Here is a 19,363-nt window from a genome sequence, read left to right as displayed (position 1 = left end):
TGCGAATTAAATAAAGCGTTTACACCAAATCTTACATTTGCTACGATTTAATCACCCCCAGCTCCCTTGTATAGACTTCGTGATGTCTGATCATTTTTATCTAGACGTTTCATACGTCTAGATTCACTTTGGTTTATTGGCGCATGCCTTTAAATATATCTTTTATTTTTGAAAGGAGAAATGACTATGAGCTCAAAAAAATTCACACTGCTATTACTATCCCTACTACTCTTCTTACCTCTTTTTCTCACAAACTTTATTACTCCAAATGTTGCATTAGCAGATTCACCAAAGCAAGGTCAAAAAATTGTTGGGTATTTTCCTTCATGGGGCATTTACGGACGTAATTATCAAGTTGCAGACATTGATGCATCAAAGCTAACTCATTTAAACTATGCTTTCGCTGATATTTGCTGGAATGGAAAACATGGAAACCCTTCTACTCACCCCGATAATCCAAATAAACAAACGTGGAACTGTAAAGAGTCTGGTGTACCACTGCAAAATAAAGAGGTTCCTAATGGCACTCTCGTACTCGGTGAACCATGGGCTGATGTCACAAAATCTTATCCAGGATCAGGTACAACTTGGGAAGATTGTGATAAATACGCACGTTGTGGAAATTTCGGAGAACTGAAACGATTAAAAGCTAAGTATCCTCACTTAAAAACAATTATTTCCGTTGGTGGCTGGACTTGGTCTAACCGTTTTTCTGATATGGCCGCTGATGAAAAAACAAGAAAAATATTCGCTGAATCTACAGTAGCTTTTCTTCGCGAATATGGATTTGACGGCGTTGATTTAGACTGGGAATACCCGGGTGTTGAAACGATTCCTGGTGGTAGTTATCGTCCTGAAGATAAACAAAACTTCACCCTACTCCTTCAAGATGTTCGAAATGCATTAACGAAAGCTACTGCAGAAGATGGGAAACAATATTTACTAACAATCGCGTCAGGTGCAAGCCAACGTTATGCGGATCATACAGAGCTAAAGAAAATCTCTCAAATACTGGATTGGATTAATATTATGACATATGATTTCCACGGTGGCTGGGAAGCTACTTCTAACCATAATGCAGCACTATACAAAGATCCAAATGACCCAGCAGCGGATACGAAATTTTACGTAGATGGTGCGATAGACATTTATACAAATGAAGGGGTTCCAGCGGATAAACTCGTATTAGGTGTACCTTTTTACGGACGTGGATGGAAAAGTTGCGGAAAAGAAAATAATGGGCAATACCAACCTTGTAAACCAGGTAGTGACGGAAAGCTCGCTTCTAAAGGTACTTGGGATGATTATTCTACCGGTGACACAGGTGTGTACGATTATGGTGATTTAGCAGCTAATTATGTTAATAAAAATGGTTTTGTTCGCCACTGGAACGATGTAGCGAAAGTACCTTATTTATATAATGCGACTACAGGCACGTTTATTAGCTATGATGACAACGAATCTATGAAATATAAAACAGACTATATAAAGACAAAGGGTTTAAGTGGCGCAATGTTTTGGGAACTAAGCGGGGATTGCCGTACAAGTCCAAAATATAGTTGTAGTGGGCCAAAATTACTTGATATGCTAGTAAAGGAATTACTTGGTGGACCTATTACTCAAAAAGATACTGAACCACCAACAAGCGTAAAAAATATTGCTGTTACAAATAAAAATTCAAACTCAGTTCAATTAAACTGGATTGCATCTACTGATAACGTAGGAGTTACTGAATATGAAATTACTGCCGGAGAAGAGAAATGGAGTACAACAACAAATAGTATTACAATTAAAAACTTAAAACCTAATACAGAATACACCTTTTCAGTATTAGCAAAGGATGCTGCTGGGAATAAATCACAGCCTACTTCCATTCTTGTAAAAACAGATGACGCTAACACAACACCTCCTGGTGGAAATAGCAATGCTACCTTTTCAGTCACTTCAAACTGGGGAAGTGGTTACAACTTCTCGATTGTAATTAAAAATAGCGGAACGACCCCTATTAAAAACTGGAAATTAGAATTTGATTATAACGGCAATTTAACACAAGTTTGGGATTCTAAAATTAGTAGTAAAATAAATAATCATTACGTAATTACGAATGCAGGATGGAATGGTGAAATTCCTCCTGGTGGATCGATTACAATCGGAGGGGCAGGAACAGGCAATCCTGCCGAACTTTTAAATGCATCTATTAGCGAAAACTAAACGTAACCTCCATTAATTATTTCACTAAAGTTTGAATTTAGGTTTGAGTGCTCTATCCTAAATTCAAGCTTTTAATTTTATGAAAAATCACAAATTGATATTATAATAACCTATTATAATTATATTTAATTTCTAATATGAAGTTCATGTGAAGTTCATCTGAATTTTACATGAATTCCCTTTAATTTCTATTGTCTTCCTATACTAATCACATTATCCTTTACATATAGGAATTATTTTTATTCCATTTCAAACTATCTATATATATAAAGAAAGATAGTCGCCTGTTAGGGAAAGGCATCTAAATATAAACATAACATAAGAAAAAGCACGCTTATAAGCGCACCATAAGAGTGCTTCTTCATACAATTCTCATGTAAGAGTTCTCGAAAATCATGTTAATCGCAAAGAAAAGGCATTAGCTTATACAAGCTAATGCCTTTTCTTTATTCATATCGTTCAGCGTCCCACTCTTCTATATTCCATACTTTTGTTATCCATGCTTCATAGAAAGAAGGCTCATGTGAGACAAGTAAAACTGTTCCTTTATATTGTTGTAACGCTTCCTGCAAAGACTTCTTTGTTTCTCTATCCAAATGATTAGTCGGTTCATCTAAAATTAAAACATTGCTTTTCGTTACGATAAGTTCACATAAACGTACTTTCGTTTGCTCCCCGCCGCTTAATAAACGAATAGGTTTTAATACATGTTCTTCTTTCAATCCACACTTTGCTAATGCTTGACGTACTTCTTTCTTTGTCATATCTGGTCGTTCTGCCCAAACTTTTTCTAATGGTGTTGTTTCTGAAGCAAACTCTTCCTGTGCAAAATAAGCAGGATTTACTCGTTCTCCAACAGAAATTGAACCGCTTAGCGGCTTTATTTGACCTAATAACGTTTTTAACATTGTCGTTTTTCCAATTCCATTATGACCAACAATCGCTATCTTTTCTCCTTTTTTTACTTGTAAATTCAATTCTGGAAATAACGGAGAACTATATCCTATCCTTAATTTTTCAGCCTGTAATATGCGACTAACTGGCTCCTCATAAACATTGAAATCAAAACGGGATCGAGGTACATGATTAACCTTTTCAATCCTTTGCATTTTCTCCAATACTTTCTCTCGACTTTTGGCCTGTTTCGCTTTTCTAATTTTATTTTTTTGAATAAATGTTTCTAACTGAGCAATTTCTTTTTGTTGTTTCGCATGCGCCGATTGTAATTGTTTCCTTTGCAATTGATAACTTTGCACAAATTTTTCATAACTTCCTACGTACCGCTTCACTTTCCGTTCTTCTAGATGATAAATAACATTCGTAATACTGTTCAAAAATACTTCGTCATGTGAAATAATCACATAAGCTTTTTCATACAGTCTCAAATACGATTGCAACCATTCTATATGGGCTATATCTAAATAGTTTGTTGGCTCATCTAGCAATAAAACATCAGCTTTTTCTAAAAGGAGCTTCCCAAGTAATAACTTTGTTCGCTGTCCTCCACTTAACTGTGAAACATCCTTTTGAAGCCCGATTTCAAATAAACCTAAACCGATTGCTACTTCTTCAATTTCTGTATGAATTTGATAGAAATTAGAGCTTTCCAATATAGTTTGTAATTCTCCATACTTTACTAACAGTTTTTCTACTTCTCCTGCTCCATTCATTTCTTCAGCAATTTTTAACATTTCGCATTCAATCACATACAAATTAGAAAATGCACTTTGTAAGTATCCTTCAATTGTTATCCCCTCTTGTAAATCCATATGCTGCTGTAAAAAACCTATCTTCACATGTGGAAACCATTCAATGTTTCCGTCATCATGTATAAGTTCTCCTGTTAAAATCCTTAACAATGTTGATTTCCCAATTCCATTTTTCCCAACTAACCCAACATGCTCGCCCTTTAATAGTCGAAAACACGCATTATATAAAATGGTTTTCTCACCATATGAATGACTTAAATTTTCTACTGTTAATATACTCATTTTTTTCTCTCCTCTACTTATAGTCCATAAGCTAAATAGAGAGAGCAACAGTATAAAGCCTTATTTAATTGTGCATATAAAAAAATGGGTAAGGTGAATACACCTTACCCATTACATATTATCGTAAAAAAGGATTAAGGTTCTTTACCTGCTGTCTTCAATTTAGCTTAATCGTTAAAAATGGGCAGACTTCTCCCGTATCAAGCTAAAACCATTTGAAGAACAGTTGATAAAGTCATTTTATCCTTTCACTCCTTTAACATTTGTTATATTAAGAGTATAAACTACTCTGTTATATTCTATTCTCTATTTTTTCTTTTGTTCCTTCTCCGTTTTTTCATTTTCTGCGTAAATTTCTTTATACATCTTTTCTAATGCATATGGACTTGTAAAGATGAGCGTTAACGATTTCCACATATAAATTCTTCTTTGTAATTCTATTCCATACTCTTTACTAACCATATTTTTCACTTCTGGAATATGTTCTTCGTTTTGAAATTGTTGTACAGACTTCAATTCATTCGTTTTAAAATCTGTTAAAAACCCTATTACAGATCGTCCATGTTCCTGTGAACTTTCTTCTAAATCAAACTGAATTGAATGAACAAAACCTAAAACATGAAAGATTTGAACATGTAACCCGACAGCAGCACGCTGTTCCATTAAGTTGTAGCACTCTCGTTTTAACTCTTCTACCATTTCTAAAGAATTTCTATTAACTGTCCTTTTGCTGACAAACATAACTTTTACAATATGAGCGACTGCCCCCATACTTTTTAATACACTCTCTAAAACTTCTACCGCGTCTTCCACATAACCATTTGAAATTATAGAATGAATAAATTCATCTAATACCACTTGAAACTTTTTAATTAAATGTAAATCGCGTAATTCTGGAACATCTTCTCTTAATTGATTCCGGCCTTGAACCCACTTTAAAACTTCTGTCATTTCTTCTTCTTTTAATTCATGATGTTCCATACCATACTTCATTAATAAAATATGATTTTTTAATAAGGTCTTTCCTTCTTCAAGATTGTCCGGCGTTAATGAATCAACTATTTTCTCTATAGATTTCATCTTTCTCCCCCTATATAAAAAAGCCTCTTAACAGTAATTATACCAAAAACTGTTAAAAGGCTTTTTCTATTTTTTCATATAAGGAGCTAATACTCTCAAAATTTCTTCCTTATCCTCCTTTAACTCAAGTGATGTTAACATATCCATCGTTCTCGGCCTAGGTAATTTCACTTGTACCTCACCAACTATTGATGCTGGTCTTTGGGATAAAATAAAGACGCGATCCGAAAGCAAAATTGCCTCATCTAAGTCATGTGTAACCATAACAATTGTTTGCTTCTCTTGGTGCCAAGAGTTTAAAAGCCAGCTATGTACTTCCATTTTTGTAAAGGCATCTAATTTTCCAAAAGGCTCATCGAGTAGCATAATTGGCTTTTCACATAAATATGTGCGCAAAAAACTAATTCTTTGACGCATACCACCAGACAATTCATCTGGATAATGGTCTGCATATTCATCTAGTTCAAATTGCTTTAATGCTTCCATTCCCTCTGTCAGCCTTTGTTTTTTCGGTTTCCCTTCGATTTCCAATGGAAGAACTATATTTTGCAAAGCTGATCGCCAAGGTAGTAATAAATCCTGCTGCGGCATATAACTTACAACATCTTGCTCTTGTACGTGCCTATCCTTATACGTTACATTCCCACTTGTTGGGTTTTCAACATTTGCAATCATATTTAATAATGTACTTTTCCCACAACCACTCGGTCCTACAAAGGAAACGAACTCTCCCTCTCGTATAGAAGCACTAATATTTGCTAATACATTCTTTCCATCAAAAGCTTTTACAATCTCTTTTATTTGTAATCCACTCATTTTTCACTTGGAAGGAACTCATTTGTAAAGGCATCTTTCACATCAATTTTCTTCTTAATAACTTTGTTATCATATAAGAAATTCATGTAATTCGTCCAAACTTCTTCCTTCTGTACTCCCCACGCTTTTGCATCATCTTGATACTTCGTACTTAACCATTTTTGACTTTCTTGTACTAAGTCTTTATTCACATCTGGAACAGCTTTAATTAAAATATCGGCTGCTTCTTTCGGTTCTTTAATTGCAAAATTATAACCTTCTGTCGTTGCACTCATAAACTTTTTCACAAAATCTTTATCTTGCTTCGTATGTTTTTCACTCGTAATAATAACAGGACTATAGAAATCAAGCGCTGGGTCTAAGTCTTTCACCATAATCGTATTTAACTCTTTTCCTTGGCGCTTCGCTTCAATTCCATCCCATCCGTAATATATCCATTCAAAGTCTGCATCACGACCGATTGATTTAAAGAAATCTGTTTGTCCTAAGATGATTTTTTCAACTTTATTAAAATCAGCTTGATGCTTCTCCATGATTGTCTTCAACGTTGCTTCTTCTGCTGGTCCTCCCCAGCCGCCGTAACGTTTACCTTCAAAATCTTTTGGTGACATCATATTATCTTTTTTAAGTGATGCAAAAGCTGAAGTGTTATGTTGGATGATTGCTCCTACAGATACAACAGGAATACCTTCCACACGAGCCAACGTTACATTTTCTTGTGCGCTTATTGCGAAGTCAGCTTTTCCGGAAGCTATCATTTGCTCCGCTGTCACATTATCACCTGGCTGAATAATTTCTACATCTAATCCTTGCTTTTTATAATAATCTTTCGCTTGCGCTACATATAGGCCAGTATGATTCGTATTCGGAAACCAATCTAATACTACTTTTACTTTTTGATCTTTACTTGCACTTTCTTCTTTCTTCGCCGGATTACATCCAGCCACACCTACTGCTAATAAGGCAGCCAATATAACTTTTAAACCTTTTTTCATTTTCTGCCGTCCTTTCTATATATCCATGGTGCTGTTATTCTTGCCATAAACTCCACGATAAAATACAGACATAATGTCACCATAACAATAATTGCTGCCACACCAAATACTCGGGCTGTTAAAAAGGATTTTGTAGCTCTCGTAAGCATAACTCCTAATCCTTCACTGGCACCGAGCCATTCCCCAATAATTGCTCCCATTACGCTATATGTAACTGCAATTTTTAAACCAGAGAAAAAGTATGGAAGCACTGCTGGAAACTTTACTTTCTGGTAAACTTGCCATTTCGTTGCCTTCATCGTTTGCAACAACTTCAGCATATTTTTATCTACCGTTTGAAAACCTTCTAAAATACTAAGCGCAATCGGGAAGAAACAAACGAGTATTACTACCATTACTTTCGGTAACATTCCATATCCAAACCAAATAATAAATAACGGTGCAAGTACAACGATTGGAATCGTTTGCGAAATAACAAGCAACGGATTTATTAAAATACGAAATAAAGGGATAACATCCATAATAATTGCAATACTTGTCCCAATTAAAATCGCAAAAAACAGTCCGATTAGAACCTCTTGTAACGTTTGCATCGTATTCGGTAATAGTAAATCTTTCATTCCAATTAATTCTTGAACAATGGCAGAAGGCTTCGGTAAAATCCACGGTTCAATTTTAAATAATGAAACAGATCCTTCCCATATCGCTATGAGAAGGATAAGCCAAATTGTTGTAATTATTTTAGATTGCTTCTGGTTTTGCATATTCATCACGGTACTTCCAAACCTTTTCATCTATCGTTACACCAGTGCTTGGACGATAATGGATTTTAATAGAAGTAATCACTTCTTCTGCTCCAGCATCCACACAAGCTTGTTGCGCACGTTTAATGACATCAAGAAGTACATCTAATTCTCCTTCCAGCGTTGTTTCCATTGCCCCTACTTCATAACGAACTCCCGATTGTTGTACAACTTCAATTGCTTTATCGACAACAGAATACACATCTTTGTTCTTCGCTTGCGGTACTACTGAAAATGAAATCGTAACTTGTTGTGACATAGTAAAATCCCCCTTATAAAATGAAATGTTAAAACAAGAAAAGGCTTTCCTACTGCGTAGGAAAGCCTTGTATGCAAGTTATTATAGAATAACATATGCTACATCACTTTAAGTAACTCCCTACGCTGGCATTATCCAGATCAGGTTGAGGGTCGATGTTTGTTTACATCCTCTCAGCCAATTGGCTCCCCGGTCCTTAATTCGTCTTCATTGTAGCATGATTCATTTTATTGAACAAACAAAAGCACGTATAATTATTTCATTTAACTTTTGAATTCCCCAATTAACTCTTGTAACTCCTGTGAAAGCCAGCTTAAAGAACTAGCTAATTCAGCAATATCTTGTACAGACATTTCCTGTTCTTTCATACTTTCTTCAATATTACTACTACTATTCGCATACGTATTTGCGATAAGTGATAGTTCATTTACAACACGAACAATATTTTGGCTATTTTGCAATATATCACTTGAATTGCTAGAAACAACTTTAACTTGATTTGTAACAGATTGTGCTGATTTTGAAATTTTTTCAAAGAAAGTGCCACTACTTTCAACAAGTTTCATTCCAGATTCTACTTCTTTTGAAGCTTTTTGCATTGAAACAACAGCTTCTTCCGTCTCAGCTTGTGTTTCTCCTATTAATTTCGCTATATCTTTTGCTGATGCTTCCGTCTGCTCTGCTAATTTACGCACTTCATCAGCAACGGCAAATCTCTTTCCGCTTGCATCAGCACGTGAAGCTTCAATAGAAGCATTTAAAGCTAGCGAATTAGTTTGATTTGAAATACCTGTAATTACATTTACAATATCTCTAATTTCTTTTGATCTTGTTTCCAAAGAATGAATGATAGAAGATAAATCTTGTACTGCATTTTGTATTATATTCATTTGATTAATCGCCTGTTTAATAACACCTTTTCCTTTTACTGAATGATGCTCCGTACCTTCAGACTCTTTCGCCATTTGTTCTGCAGCATTCTTTATCTCTTCCATCTTATCTTCCATTTCATATACAATACCTAAATACTGTGGTACTGACGTTTCTTGTGATTGAGCGCCAGCTCTTAACTCAACCATAGAACTTACGATTTCTTGAACTGCCATACTATTCTCTTTCGTACTCACTGACAATTCTTGTGAAGATGAGGAAGCCTGTTCTGCTGTCTGCTTCACTTTATCTATAATTCCTTTAAACTTTTCGATGGTATTATTAAAATACGCATTAATAATACCAATATCATCTGGTCTTTCCTCTAATTTAATACTTAAATCACCTTCCCCGACTTTGCGTAATCCTTCACGTAAATCTCGCAATGGAGCAAGTGCGTTACGCACAATTAAGAATTGAATAACAGTTGCAATTAAAACAGAAATACAAATAAACAGTAAACCTTGTATAATGAACTTTTCCTTTGTACTAGGAACAATCGAGGCATCTACATCAGCTGCAACAAGTGCCACAATATTATCTTCCCTATCTTTAATCGGCTCTAATATCGTTACCCATGTTCCTAATGCGTCTTCATATACTTCTGTCATGTTTGCTTTTTTCGTGCTCATTACTTTATCATATGCTTTCATCCAAAGATCTGGTTGTTTATAATATTCCCCCGGCCTTACTTCAACAACATTTGCTAACTCTGTAGACAAATCGACGATTAGTAACTCACCTTTTTCATTTTCTTTTGCTCCAACAATATAGGTTTGTCCAACACTGTTCAATTCTTCCGTTGCTTCATCTAATTTCTCTGTTAACTTTTCTCTCTTTTCTCTTTGTGCCAATGGGTCTTTTGTAACATCTCTCACTATTTCTTCGTCTAATTTATGTAATACCGTATCTCCTGTTTCAAAAGAATGCCTTTCAAACATAGACATCATACTATTTTGAAACATGTTAAAACTTAACGCTCCCATAGTACCGACAAGCGTCAAAATAACTAACACAGTTAACAATACATTTTTTTGAAGAAATGATAGCTTATGCCAATATTTTCTCATTAACATCACCTTTCTTAATTAACTTACTATAAAGTAACGCTATTAAAATATACACCTTATTAATAAACGATAACGGTTCTCATTTTTTTATAAACAAAAAAAAGACCAATGAAAAGAGCATTGGTCAAGACCAACCCTATCCGTCCGGTAACTGGCTAGCATAACCTTTCGGCCTTAGCTCCTGTAGTTTTGCGTCCTAATGTTTCCATCAGTTTGCCTTTCTCGCTGAACGAGTTGAACGATATGGGAGTTCTATGAGAATTAAATTATTCTCTATCAAAGATTACAACATAAAAATTAAAATGTCTACCTATTTAGAGATGCAAATGTAAAGTTTCAATGCATTATTTTTTCGAAATAATTTAACAAAGTTCGTGAATGTTACATTTCTTGTGTTATATAATAAAAAATGTATATAACACAAGGATTATTTTGAGTATTTGTTTTAATTTTCGTTCAAATTAAATTATTCAAATATATCTTAACTAATGAATTTCGGAGGTAGTTTATCATGTTTTGGCTACAATTTCTTACGTTACTACTCTGCATTTTTATTGGCGCACGCCTAGGCGGAGTCGGTCTAGGAGTAATGGGTGGCGTTGGTATGGCAATACTTGTTTTCATCTTCCACTTACAACCTACAGCTCCTCCTATTGATGTAATGCTTATGATTTTAGCAGTAATTACAGCTGCCGGTGCACTGCAAGCCGCTGGAGGAATGGACTACCTTGTTCATCTGGCTGAGAAAGCATTGCGAAAAAATCCAAAGCGCATTACATTCTTTGCTCCAATTGTTACTTATTTATTTACACTGTGCGCAGGAACTGGTCACGTTGCTTATTCTGTACTTCCTGTTATCGCAGAAGTCTCTCGCGAATCTGGGATTAGACCTGAACGACCAATGTCAATTGCCGTAATCGCTTCCCAACAAGCAATTACAGCTAGTCCTATATCAGCTGCAACAGTTGCACTTTTAGCAATGCTAGCTGACTATAAAATCACTTTATTAGATATTTTAAAAGTAAGTATCCCTTCTACCTTCATCGCTTGTATGGTAGCTGCATTTGTTGCTAGCAAAATGGGGAAAGAATTAAATGAAGACCCTGAATACTTGAAACGTTTAAAAGAAGGAATGATTCCTAAAATTGAAGAGAAGAAAGAATTTGTTGGTTTAAAAGGCGCTAAACTATCCGTTATCCTTTTCTTAGTAGGAACTTTCCTTGTCGTACTTCTCGGTTCATTTGAAGCACTTCGTCCAGGATGGATGGTTGACGGGAAGTTAGTTCGTCTTTCCATGCCAAACACAATTGAAATGGTTATGTTAACTATCGCAGCTCTTATTATTATTTTCTGCAAACCAAATGTAGAAAGCATCGTGTCTGGTAACGTCTTTAAAGCGGGGGCAACAGCAGTTGTTGCTATTTTCGGTATCGCTTGGATGGGAGATACTTTCTTTAACGGAAACTTAAATATGATTCAAGGATCAATTCAGCACCTAGTAACAAGTGCACCATGGCTATTTGCCATCGCATTATTCATTCTATCTATCTTACTATATAGCCAAGCCGCAACAGTACGTGCTTTAATACCTCTCGGATTATCACTCGGTATTCCACCAGCACTACTAATCGCGATGTTCCCTGCAGTAAATGGATATTTCTTCATTCCAAACTATGGAACAATCGTTGCTGCCATTAACTTTGATCGCACTGGTACAACAGGCATTGGTAAATATGTTTTAAATCATAGCTTTATGATTCCAGGCCTAATCGCAACATTCACTTCTATCGGAATTGGAATGCTCTTAATATCAATTATGTTTTAAAGAAAAAGCACAAACCTACAATTTTAAAGGGTTTGTGCTTTTTTAATTAAACGTTTGTTTAAATATTTTTAACCGTCCATTATGTTTTTTACTATTTTTGTGAAGTTCCCTTTTCCTACAAACTCCTATTTACTTCCTCTACTAGCTTCTTCGTACTTTCATACGGAGATTCAGCTAAACTAATCGCGGAAATAACAGAAACACCGTCCGCACCGGCTTCTATAACCCTAGCGGTATTTTCAATTGTAATGCCACCAATCCCAACGATTGGTATTGTAATTTCTTGTTCTCTAAAATGAGCTAAACCTTTCGTTCCTTGCACAGCTTTCGTATCTTTTTTCGTACTCGTTGGGAAAATAGGGCCAACACCTAAATAATCAGCTCCGTTTTTAATTGCCCAGCGTGCTTCTTCAATTGTATGGGTAGATACACCCACAATTTTATCTCCCATTTTTTCACGAACAGAAGTAATTCCTTCATCATCTTGTCCAACATGCACACCATCTGCATCTAACTCGAGAGCCAGTTCCACATCATCATTTACAATGAATGGTACACCGTACTCCTTACAGACTGCTTGTAATTCTTTCGCGAAACAAATACGTTTTTCCCCCGTTAAAGCGCCTTCCCCCTTTTCACGAAATTGAAAAATTGTTATACCGCCTTCAAGTGCATCTCTCAATACTTGTAGTGGCTCCTTCGTACAATTGTTACTTCCCATAATAAAATATACTGATAATAATCTAGACATTTCAGCCTCTGTAATACGCGACATCTAATTCCCCTCCTTACTATATAAGCTCAATCTTCCCATACTTCTCAATATCATCTGAAGTTGTATTCGATAACTGATTTAAAAATTCAATTTGGAAACTACCAGGTCCCTGTTCCACTGTCTTAGCAGCTGCCAGTTCCGCAGCTACACCATAAAACGTTAATGCCGCTACTGCTGCCTTTACATAATCCTTTTCTACTGCTACAAATGCTCCTATTACAGAAGTTAGTAAACAACCAGTTCCCGTAACCTTCGTTAAAATAGAGTGACCATTTCGAATAAGAATCGTTCGCTCTCCATCTGTAACAACATCTTCTTTTCCAGTAATCACCGCTACTGTATTTAATTCATCCGCTGCCTGCCTTGCAATACTTACAACATTGCCATTTCCAGCACCGGCGTCTACCCCTTTAATTTCCCATCTCTCATTAATAACGTTCGCTATTTCAGCTGCATTTCCGCGAATAATCGCTAAATTAATTTCAGCCGGAATATGTCTTGCAACTTCTGTTCGATACGATGTTGCTCCTGCACCAACTGGATCAAACAGTACTGGTACATTGTTCACATTTGCTGATTTACCCGCAAGTAACATCGCTTCTACTTCTTCAGGACGAAGTGTTCCCATATTTAATACTAGCGCTCCAGCAATGCTAGCCATTTCTGCTACTTCTTCTTTTGCATACGCCATTACAGGCGATGCCCCTAACGCTAACAAACCGTTAGCTGTAAAGTTTGTTACAACAACATTTGTAATATTATGAACGAGCGGATTAGATTCTCTCACCAAATCCACTACTTTACTAATTTCTTTCATATTCATCCTTCTCATCCCCTAACTATTGTGATGGGAGATACACAAAAAGGCACTTTGCGCGTACGCAAAGTGCCTGAACATGTGCTTTTACACTCTCCCTACGCTGGCATTATCCAACAGGTTCAAATGGTCAATGACGGATTAGTCATACTCTCAGTTTGCATCCACAAACTCCCATGTGTTTAGTATTCATCTACTTCAAAGTCTACTCTTATTCTAATAAAATAACAAGTTCTTTCCTTTTATAGAATGATAGAGATCATAACTCTCCTAGTTCAACCATTCTTCTCCTTTATATAAGTAAAACTCTCGCACGTATATTTCATCACAAATAACTCAAACCGTCAGCAAGACTGAATAGAACAAAGATGTATGCTATATTTAACGTATGGAAATTTGAAAGGATGTTTTTAAATATGGCAAAAAGTATTGTAATTGCTGAAAAGCCTTCTGTTGCACGTGATATCGCACGTGTACTGAAATGTGATAAAAAAGGGAACGGCTATCTTGAAGGTAGTAAATATATTGTTACTTGGGCTTTAGGTCATCTCGTTACATTAGCTGATCCAGAAAGCTATGATGTGAAATATAAACAGTGGAATTTAGAAGATTTACCAATGCTACCGGAGCGTTTAAAACTAACCGTTATTAAACAAACAGGGAAACAGTTTAACGCTGTAAAAAGCCAGCTTCTTAGAAAAGATGTAAATGAAATTATTGTAGCGACAGATGCTGGGCGTGAAGGAGAATTAGTCGCTCGTTGGATTATCGATAAAGTTAAAATACAGAAGCCTATTAAGCGTTTATGGATTTCATCTGTTACTGATAAAGCAATTAAAGATGGTTTTGCAAGTTTAAAACCAGGTAAAGCATATGACAATTTATACGCTTCAGCAGTTGCACGTTCAGAAGCTGACTGGTATATCGGCCTTAACGCGACTCGAGCATTAACGACTCGCTTTAATGCTCAACTAAATTGTGGTCGTGTCCAAACACCTACTGTAGCCATGATTGCAAGCCGAGAAGATGAAATTAAACATTTCAAAGCTCAAACTTACTATGGTATCGAAGCTCAAACAGCTGAGAGATTAAAACTAACTTGGCAAGACACAAAAGGAAATAGTCGCAGCTTCAATAAAGAAAAAATCGATACACTTGTGAACAAAATCAGTAAGCAAAATGCTACTGTTGTAGACATCGATAAAAAACAAAAGAAATCGTTCGCTCCTGGTCTTTACGATTTAACTGAGCTACAACGTGATGCGAATAAAATATTTGGTTATTCTGCGAAAGAAACATTAAACATTATGCAAAAGTTATATGAACAGCATAAAGTTTTAACGTATCCTCGTACAGATTCACGCTATATTTCATCTGATATTGTCGGCACACTTCCAGAGCGTCTGAAGGCGTGCGGAGTTGGAGAATACCGTCCTTTAGCACATAAAGTATTGCAGAAACCTGTAAAATCTAATAAATCATTTGTTGATGATAGTAAGGTAAGCGATCATCACGCGATTATTCCAACAGAGAGCTATGTAAACTTCTCAGCTTTCACAGATAAAGAACGTAAAATTTATGACTTAGTTGTAAAACGTTTCTTAGCTGTTTTATTCCCGGCCTTTGAATATGAACAACTAACATTGCGCACGAAAATTGGTGATGAAACGTTCATCGCACGAGGAAAAACGATTTTACATGCTGGTTGGAAAGAGGTTTATGAAAATCGATTTGAAGATGATGATACAATCGATGATGTAAAAGAACAAATCTTACCTCGCATCGAAAAAGGCGATACATTAAACGTAAAACTAATTGTCCAAACATCAGGTCAAACAAAAGCACCTGCACGCTTTAATGAAGCAACTTTACTTTCAGCGATGGAAAACCCAACAAAATACATGGATACGCAAAACAAACAACTTGCTGATACGTTAAAATCAACTGGTGGATTAGGTACTGTAGCGACACGAGCTGATATTATCGACAAGCTATTCAATTCATTCTTACTTGAAAAGCGTGGTAAAGATATTCACATTACCTCAAAAGGCCGTCAGTTACTTGATTTAGTGCCAGAAGAGCTAAAATCACCTACACTAACTGGTGAGTGGGAACAAAAGCTTGAAGCAATTGCGAAGGGTAAACTGAAAAAAGAAGTATTCATTTCAGAAATGAAGAACTATACGAAAGAAATTGTTTCTGAAATTAAATCGAGTGATAAAAAATATAAACATGACAACATTTCAACGAAGTCTTGTCCAGACTGTGGTAAACCAATGCTGGAGGTAAACGGCAAAAAAGGAAAAATGCTCGTTTGCCAAGACCGTGAATGTGGTCATCGTAAAAATGTATCTCGTACAACAAACGCTCGTTGCCCACAATGTAAGAAGAAGTTAGAATTACGTGGTGAAGGTGCAGGGCAAATCTTTGCATGTAAATGTGGCTATCGCGAGAAATTATCGACATTCCAGGAGAGACGTAAAAAAGAATCTGGAAGCAAGGCTGATAAGCGCGACGTTCAAAAATATATGAAACAACAGAATAAAGAAGAAGAACCACTAAACAACCCGTTCGCAGAAGCATTAAAGAAATTAAAATTTGATTAAACAAAAAGGTTCCTACCTCTATCGGTAGGAACCTTTTTTTATTAATGAATAATTTTACTTCCTTTTGCGTTCTCAACAAACTTTTCACTCGATTTGTTAATTGGTGTTTTCAATAATAACGCAGCGATAACAATGACTACTACGAACACACTTAATACAAGTAAATCTCTAATAACTATATCCCAAAGCATGCCACCTACTGTCTCACGAATTGCACTAATTGCATATGTGAATGGTAGGAACGGATAAATTGCTTGGAAGAATGGTGGTGTCATTTGAATTGGGAACGTACCACCCGATCCTGCTACTTGAAGCACAAGTAAAATGATTGCCATCGATTTCCCAACGTTTCCGAAAATAGAAACAAGTGAGTACACGATACAAACAAATACTCCGCCAATAAATAAACTAAATAACACAAACCAGAATTTATCGACTACGTACGTACCAAGTAAGAATATATCCCCCATTGATACGATAAACGCCTGTGAAAGACCTATCGTTAAGAATGTTAATAAACGTCCGAAGTAAACTTCATGGCTCTTATAATTCGCGCCCTCTTCATGTACTTCTACCGTTAATAACGAAACCATTAATAGTGCGCCTACCCATAATGCAAGCACTGTGTAGAATGGTGACATCGCTGAACCGTAGTTCGGCATTGCAAATAACTTATTCTCTTTTAAATTTACTGGATTCGCGAAGTAATCACTTTGCTTTTCAACATCATTTTTCAATAAGCGTATGATGTCTTTTATATCCTCTTCTGATTCAAAATCACGAATTTTATTTGCTAAGTCTTTAATCTTTTTCTCAGTCTCCGGCATGTCAGCTTTAATGTCTGCTAATTTCTTTCTACCGTCTACTAAGCCTTTTGATGAATCTTCTAGTAGCTTTTTAACATCTGGAAGCTTTTTGTCTGCTTCTTTTAAGATTTGAGATGTGTTTTTAGACATCTCTTTTGTACGAGCAATAGCTGTATTGAAATTAGGTACAATTTCTGAATCATACGTCGATAATACATCTGTTAATTGAGCTGACCCGCCCTTCGCAGCGTTGTTAATACTTTCAATTACATCTTTTGTAGGTTTCTGTCCATTGTTAAGAAGTGTAATTCCCTTATTCGTTGCATCTACACCTTTTTGCAGACTACTTTTTGCTTTATTTAATTTTGCAATTCCATTATTAAGGTTTTTATCACTATTTACATCTGCTAAAACCTTATTTGTACTTTCTAGAACAGGAATCATATCATCAATTAAACCGATCCCTGATTGGAATTGTCCATTTAAACTATTTAAAGCTACTTTCGTTGAATCTAAACCGTTAACACCTCTATTTTGTACATCTTCTTTCGCCTTTTGTAAATCTGCTTTTGCACCTTCAAGGCCATTTTTTGCTTTGTCGTAGTCTGCTTTTGCATTATCATATGCTGCATTCGCATCAACTTTAGCTTGATCTACTGTGCTAACTGCTTTTTTATAATCTGCTACAAATGTTTCATTGTAATCTTTTTCCGCTTGATCAATTAATGAGTTTGCTGCATCTAATTTTTGATTCGCTACATCTGTAACATCTTTCTTTACTTCTTGTCCTGTACCGATAACATTTACAATATCTTTAATACCATTATTTGCATTTTCCATACCTTTTTTAACATTAGTTAAGTGATCCACTCGCCCTTTGAAAAAGCTAATTCCAAAATCAGTTGTCGCTGAGTTTTGAAGTTCAGTAAAGAAATTAATAAGATATGAAATACCATCTGTACCAGTTTGCAATCGATCTGATACCGCATTTAAATCTTTCTTTGCTTGTTCAGGGTCAAATTGGCCATTTTGTAAGCCATTTAAAACACTTTTCCCATAAGCTGTTCCTGCACGTGATGAACTTAAAACATTATTTACTGTTTGATTAATATTTTGCGCTATGCTCTTATAACCATCACTATTCAACTTAGAAAGATCCGGTCTTGCAGGGAATTCAGGTAATCCATTCATTCCAGACAAATCAGGAATATTTAATTCTACACCTGGATTCATTAAGAAGTCCGTAAATGCAGCTGCACTATCCATAACGCCTTTTGCTGCTACTAAATCATTTCTTATCGTCCCTGGAGCGTTTTTCAACATTTGATCTTGATTCGCAAAGAATTTATCTAAATTCCCTAACGCTTCTTGCCCATCATTAATAACACTTTCTACAACTGGCAACTCTTTTTGTGCTACTTTCACAACATCCTCTGCTCGAGTCGCATCATCTAACGCCTTATCCATCAATGTATTCATTTCTGGGAACTGCGCTTCTAACTTAAATACAAGGTCTTTTACTTTCTCGATACTCGGCAAGTTCGTTTCTAAATCGATTCCAAGATCGTTGAAGATTTCAAAAATCTCGCCGTTTGCCGTTTTAACAAAGTTTTTACTAATCTCTTCTGTAAGACCCGATGCACCTTTAGCTGTAATCTTCGGCGCAATGGCATTTACCTTTTCATTTACGTAATACTCAATTTCTGGTTTCTGTGGATTTTCATCCAAGACTGTTGCAATCTTTTCAGAGAAATCTTTTGGAATAGTAATACTTGCAGAATAATCTCCACGTTCTACCCCATAAATCGCTTGCTTTTCATCAACAAACTTCCACCCAAAATTTTTGTCCTTCTTAAGTGAATCTACAATTTCTTTCCCGATGTTAATATCTTTCCCTCTTAAATTTGATCCAGCATCTTGGTTAGAAACTGCAATCTGGATTCCTTTCGTATTTCCGTAAGGATCCCAGGAAGCTTTAATGTTAAACCATGCATATAACGATGGTAAAATCATTAATCCTAAAACAATAACAATCGCAGCCCAATGTTTGGCTACATTCCGTAAATCTGTCTTATAAATACGCCAAATCTGTTTCATATAAGCAATCACCTAATTATATATTTTTCTTTCTTTAGAAAATGATACATACATTTTGCCATTATATCACTTTCTACATCGTAGATTAAACGAAAACATACTATTTTTCCCATTAAATATTTCACTTACTTCATTATATAACGAAGTAAAAAAAGTATGCATACAAAATGACCAAATTAGTTTTACATTCAATAATAACAAATATATAGGAAATGTCATAAAAAATACAAGTATTTTCTCTTGGAAATACTTGTATTCCTCAAAAAAATCCTCACAGCTTTT

At 35.6% G+C, this 19,363-nt stretch carries 13 protein-coding genes and 3 riboswitches; of the genes, 3 read left to right on the top strand and 10 right to left on the bottom strand.

Going from position 1 to position 19,363, the window contains the following annotated elements; all coding sequences use genetic code 11:
* The first annotated feature begins 186 nt into the window (after positions 1–186).
* Positions 187–2,211 carry a glycosyl hydrolase family 18 protein gene (locus MKO96_RS24510; protein ID WP_240588960.1) on the top strand — a complete coding sequence of 675 codons (2,025 nt, stop codon included), beginning with the start codon at positions 187–189 and terminating at the stop codon, positions 2,209–2,211.
* Between the two features lie 446 nt (positions 2,212–2,657).
* On the opposite strand, the gene MKO96_RS24505 is transcribed toward MKO96_RS24510, so the two are convergent.
* The 7 genes from MKO96_RS24505 to MKO96_RS24475 form a co-directional block, all read right to left on the bottom strand.
* Entirely contained in the window at positions 2,658–4,202 is a 1,545-nt protein-coding gene (locus MKO96_RS24505; protein ID WP_240588959.1) for an ABC-F family ATP-binding cassette domain-containing protein, read from the bottom strand.
* A 306-nt stretch (positions 4,203–4,508) separates the two neighbouring features.
* Positions 4,509–5,282, bottom strand: coding sequence for a hypothetical protein (locus MKO96_RS24500; RefSeq protein ID WP_240588958.1), 774 nt, complete (start codon positions 5,280–5,282; stop codon positions 4,509–4,511).
* A gap of 66 nt (positions 5,283–5,348) precedes the next feature.
* Complete coding sequence (locus tag MKO96_RS24495) at positions 5,349–6,098, bottom strand: ABC transporter ATP-binding protein (RefSeq protein WP_240588957.1); 750 nt, start codon at positions 6,096–6,098, stop codon at positions 5,349–5,351.
* Entirely contained in the window at positions 6,095–7,093 is a 999-nt protein-coding gene (locus tag MKO96_RS24490) for an ABC transporter substrate-binding protein (RefSeq protein ID WP_240588956.1), read from the bottom strand. Before MKO96_RS24490 ends, MKO96_RS24495 begins: the two co-directional genes overlap by 4 nt.
* Positions 7,090–7,863 carry an ABC transporter permease gene (locus MKO96_RS24485; protein ID WP_001057159.1) on the bottom strand — a complete coding sequence of 258 codons (774 nt, stop codon included), beginning with the start codon at positions 7,861–7,863 and terminating at the stop codon, positions 7,090–7,092. Before MKO96_RS24485 ends, MKO96_RS24490 begins: the two co-directional genes overlap by 4 nt.
* Positions 7,835–8,155 (bottom strand): MTH1187 family thiamine-binding protein, encoded by a 321-nt coding sequence (locus MKO96_RS24480; protein ID WP_000082898.1) that lies wholly within the window; start codon positions 8,153–8,155, stop codon positions 7,835–7,837. The genes MKO96_RS24485 and MKO96_RS24480 overlap by 29 nt, the downstream gene beginning before the upstream one ends.
* A 100-nt stretch (positions 8,156–8,255) precedes the next feature.
* A riboswitch (TPP riboswitch) is annotated at positions 8,256–8,357 on the bottom strand.
* Between the two features lie 61 nt (positions 8,358–8,418).
* Positions 8,419–10,155: a methyl-accepting chemotaxis protein gene (locus MKO96_RS24475; protein ID WP_240588955.1), complete on the bottom strand. Its 1,737-nt coding sequence runs from the start codon at positions 10,153–10,155 to the stop codon at positions 8,419–8,421.
* A gap of 143 nt (positions 10,156–10,298) precedes the next feature.
* A riboswitch (cyclic di-GMP riboswitch) is annotated at positions 10,299–10,383 on the bottom strand.
* A 283-nt stretch (positions 10,384–10,666) separates the two neighbouring features.
* On the opposite strand from MKO96_RS24475, the gene MKO96_RS24470 reads away from it, so the two are divergent.
* Entirely contained in the window at positions 10,667–11,980 is a 1,314-nt protein-coding gene (locus MKO96_RS24470) for an anaerobic C4-dicarboxylate transporter family protein (protein WP_240588954.1), read from the top strand.
* 115 nt (positions 11,981–12,095) lie between these two features.
* Here the strand turns inward: MKO96_RS24470 and thiE are convergent, their stop codons facing one another.
* The gene (thiE, locus tag MKO96_RS24465; protein WP_240588953.1) at positions 12,096–12,755 is read right to left on the bottom strand and encodes a thiamine phosphate synthase; all 660 of its coding nucleotides are present in this window, start codon (positions 12,753–12,755) and stop codon (positions 12,096–12,098) included.
* 16 nt (positions 12,756–12,771) lie between these two features.
* Positions 12,772–13,587 (bottom strand): hydroxyethylthiazole kinase, encoded by an 816-nt coding sequence (gene thiM / locus MKO96_RS24460; RefSeq protein ID WP_369294527.1) that lies wholly within the window; start codon positions 13,585–13,587, stop codon positions 12,772–12,774.
* A 63-nt stretch (positions 13,588–13,650) separates the two neighbouring features.
* A riboswitch (TPP riboswitch) is annotated at positions 13,651–13,760 on the bottom strand.
* Positions 13,761–13,988: 228 nt separating this feature from the next.
* Here thiM and topB point away from each other — a divergent pair.
* Positions 13,989–16,178, top strand: coding sequence for a DNA topoisomerase III (gene topB, locus MKO96_RS24455; protein ID WP_240588951.1), 2,190 nt, complete (start codon positions 13,989–13,991; stop codon positions 16,176–16,178).
* 41 nt (positions 16,179–16,219) lie between these two features.
* Here the strand turns inward: topB and MKO96_RS24450 are convergent, their stop codons facing one another.
* Positions 16,220–19,081, bottom strand: a complete 2,862-nt coding sequence (locus MKO96_RS24450) for a YhgE/Pip family protein (RefSeq protein ID WP_240588950.1) — start codon at positions 19,079–19,081, stop codon at positions 16,220–16,222.
* Between the last annotated feature and the right edge of the window lie 282 nt (positions 19,082–19,363).

Source organism: Bacillus sp. ES1-5 (genome assembly GCF_022487605.1).
Classification (GTDB): Bacteria; Bacillota; Bacilli; order Bacillales; family Bacillaceae_G; genus Bacillus_A; species Bacillus_A wiedmannii.
This window is presented reverse-complemented; position numbering and strand designations above follow the sequence as displayed.

What these genes read in the sequence shown, in the direction of transcription:
- MKO96_RS24450 (WP_240588950.1), bottom strand. Translation starts at nt 19,081, where the DNA reads ATGAAACAGATTTGGCGTATTTATAAGACAGATTTACGGAATGTAGCC.
- MKO96_RS24475 (WP_240588955.1), bottom strand. Translation starts at nt 10,155, where the DNA reads ATGAGAAAATATTGGCATAAGCTATCATTTCTTCAAAAAAATGTATTG.
- MKO96_RS24510 (WP_240588960.1), top strand. Translation starts at nt 187, where the DNA reads ATGAGCTCAAAAAAATTCACACTGCTATTACTATCCCTACTACTCTTC.
- MKO96_RS24505 (WP_240588959.1), bottom strand. Translation starts at nt 4,202, where the DNA reads ATGAGTATATTAACAGTAGAAAATTTAAGTCATTCATATGGTGAGAAA.
- thiM (WP_369294527.1), bottom strand. Translation starts at nt 13,587, where the DNA reads ATGAGAAGGATGAATATGAAAGAAATTAGTAAAGTAGTGGATTTGGTG.
- MKO96_RS24485 (WP_001057159.1), bottom strand. Translation starts at nt 7,863, where the DNA reads ATGAATATGCAAAACCAGAAGCAATCTAAAATAATTACAACAATTTGG.
- thiE (WP_240588953.1), bottom strand. Translation starts at nt 12,755, where the DNA reads ATGTCGCGTATTACAGAGGCTGAAATGTCTAGATTATTATCAGTATAT.
- MKO96_RS24495 (WP_240588957.1), bottom strand. Translation starts at nt 6,098, where the DNA reads ATGAGTGGATTACAAATAAAAGAGATTGTAAAAGCTTTTGATGGAAAG.
- topB (WP_240588951.1), top strand. Translation starts at nt 13,989, where the DNA reads ATGGCAAAAAGTATTGTAATTGCTGAAAAGCCTTCTGTTGCACGTGAT.
- MKO96_RS24480 (WP_000082898.1), bottom strand. Translation starts at nt 8,155, where the DNA reads ATGTCACAACAAGTTACGATTTCATTTTCAGTAGTACCGCAAGCGAAG.
- MKO96_RS24500 (WP_240588958.1), bottom strand. Translation starts at nt 5,282, where the DNA reads ATGAAATCTATAGAGAAAATAGTTGATTCATTAACGCCGGACAATCTT.
- MKO96_RS24490 (WP_240588956.1), bottom strand. Translation starts at nt 7,093, where the DNA reads ATGAAAAAAGGTTTAAAAGTTATATTGGCTGCCTTATTAGCAGTAGGT.
- MKO96_RS24470 (WP_240588954.1), top strand. Translation starts at nt 10,667, where the DNA reads ATGTTTTGGCTACAATTTCTTACGTTACTACTCTGCATTTTTATTGGC.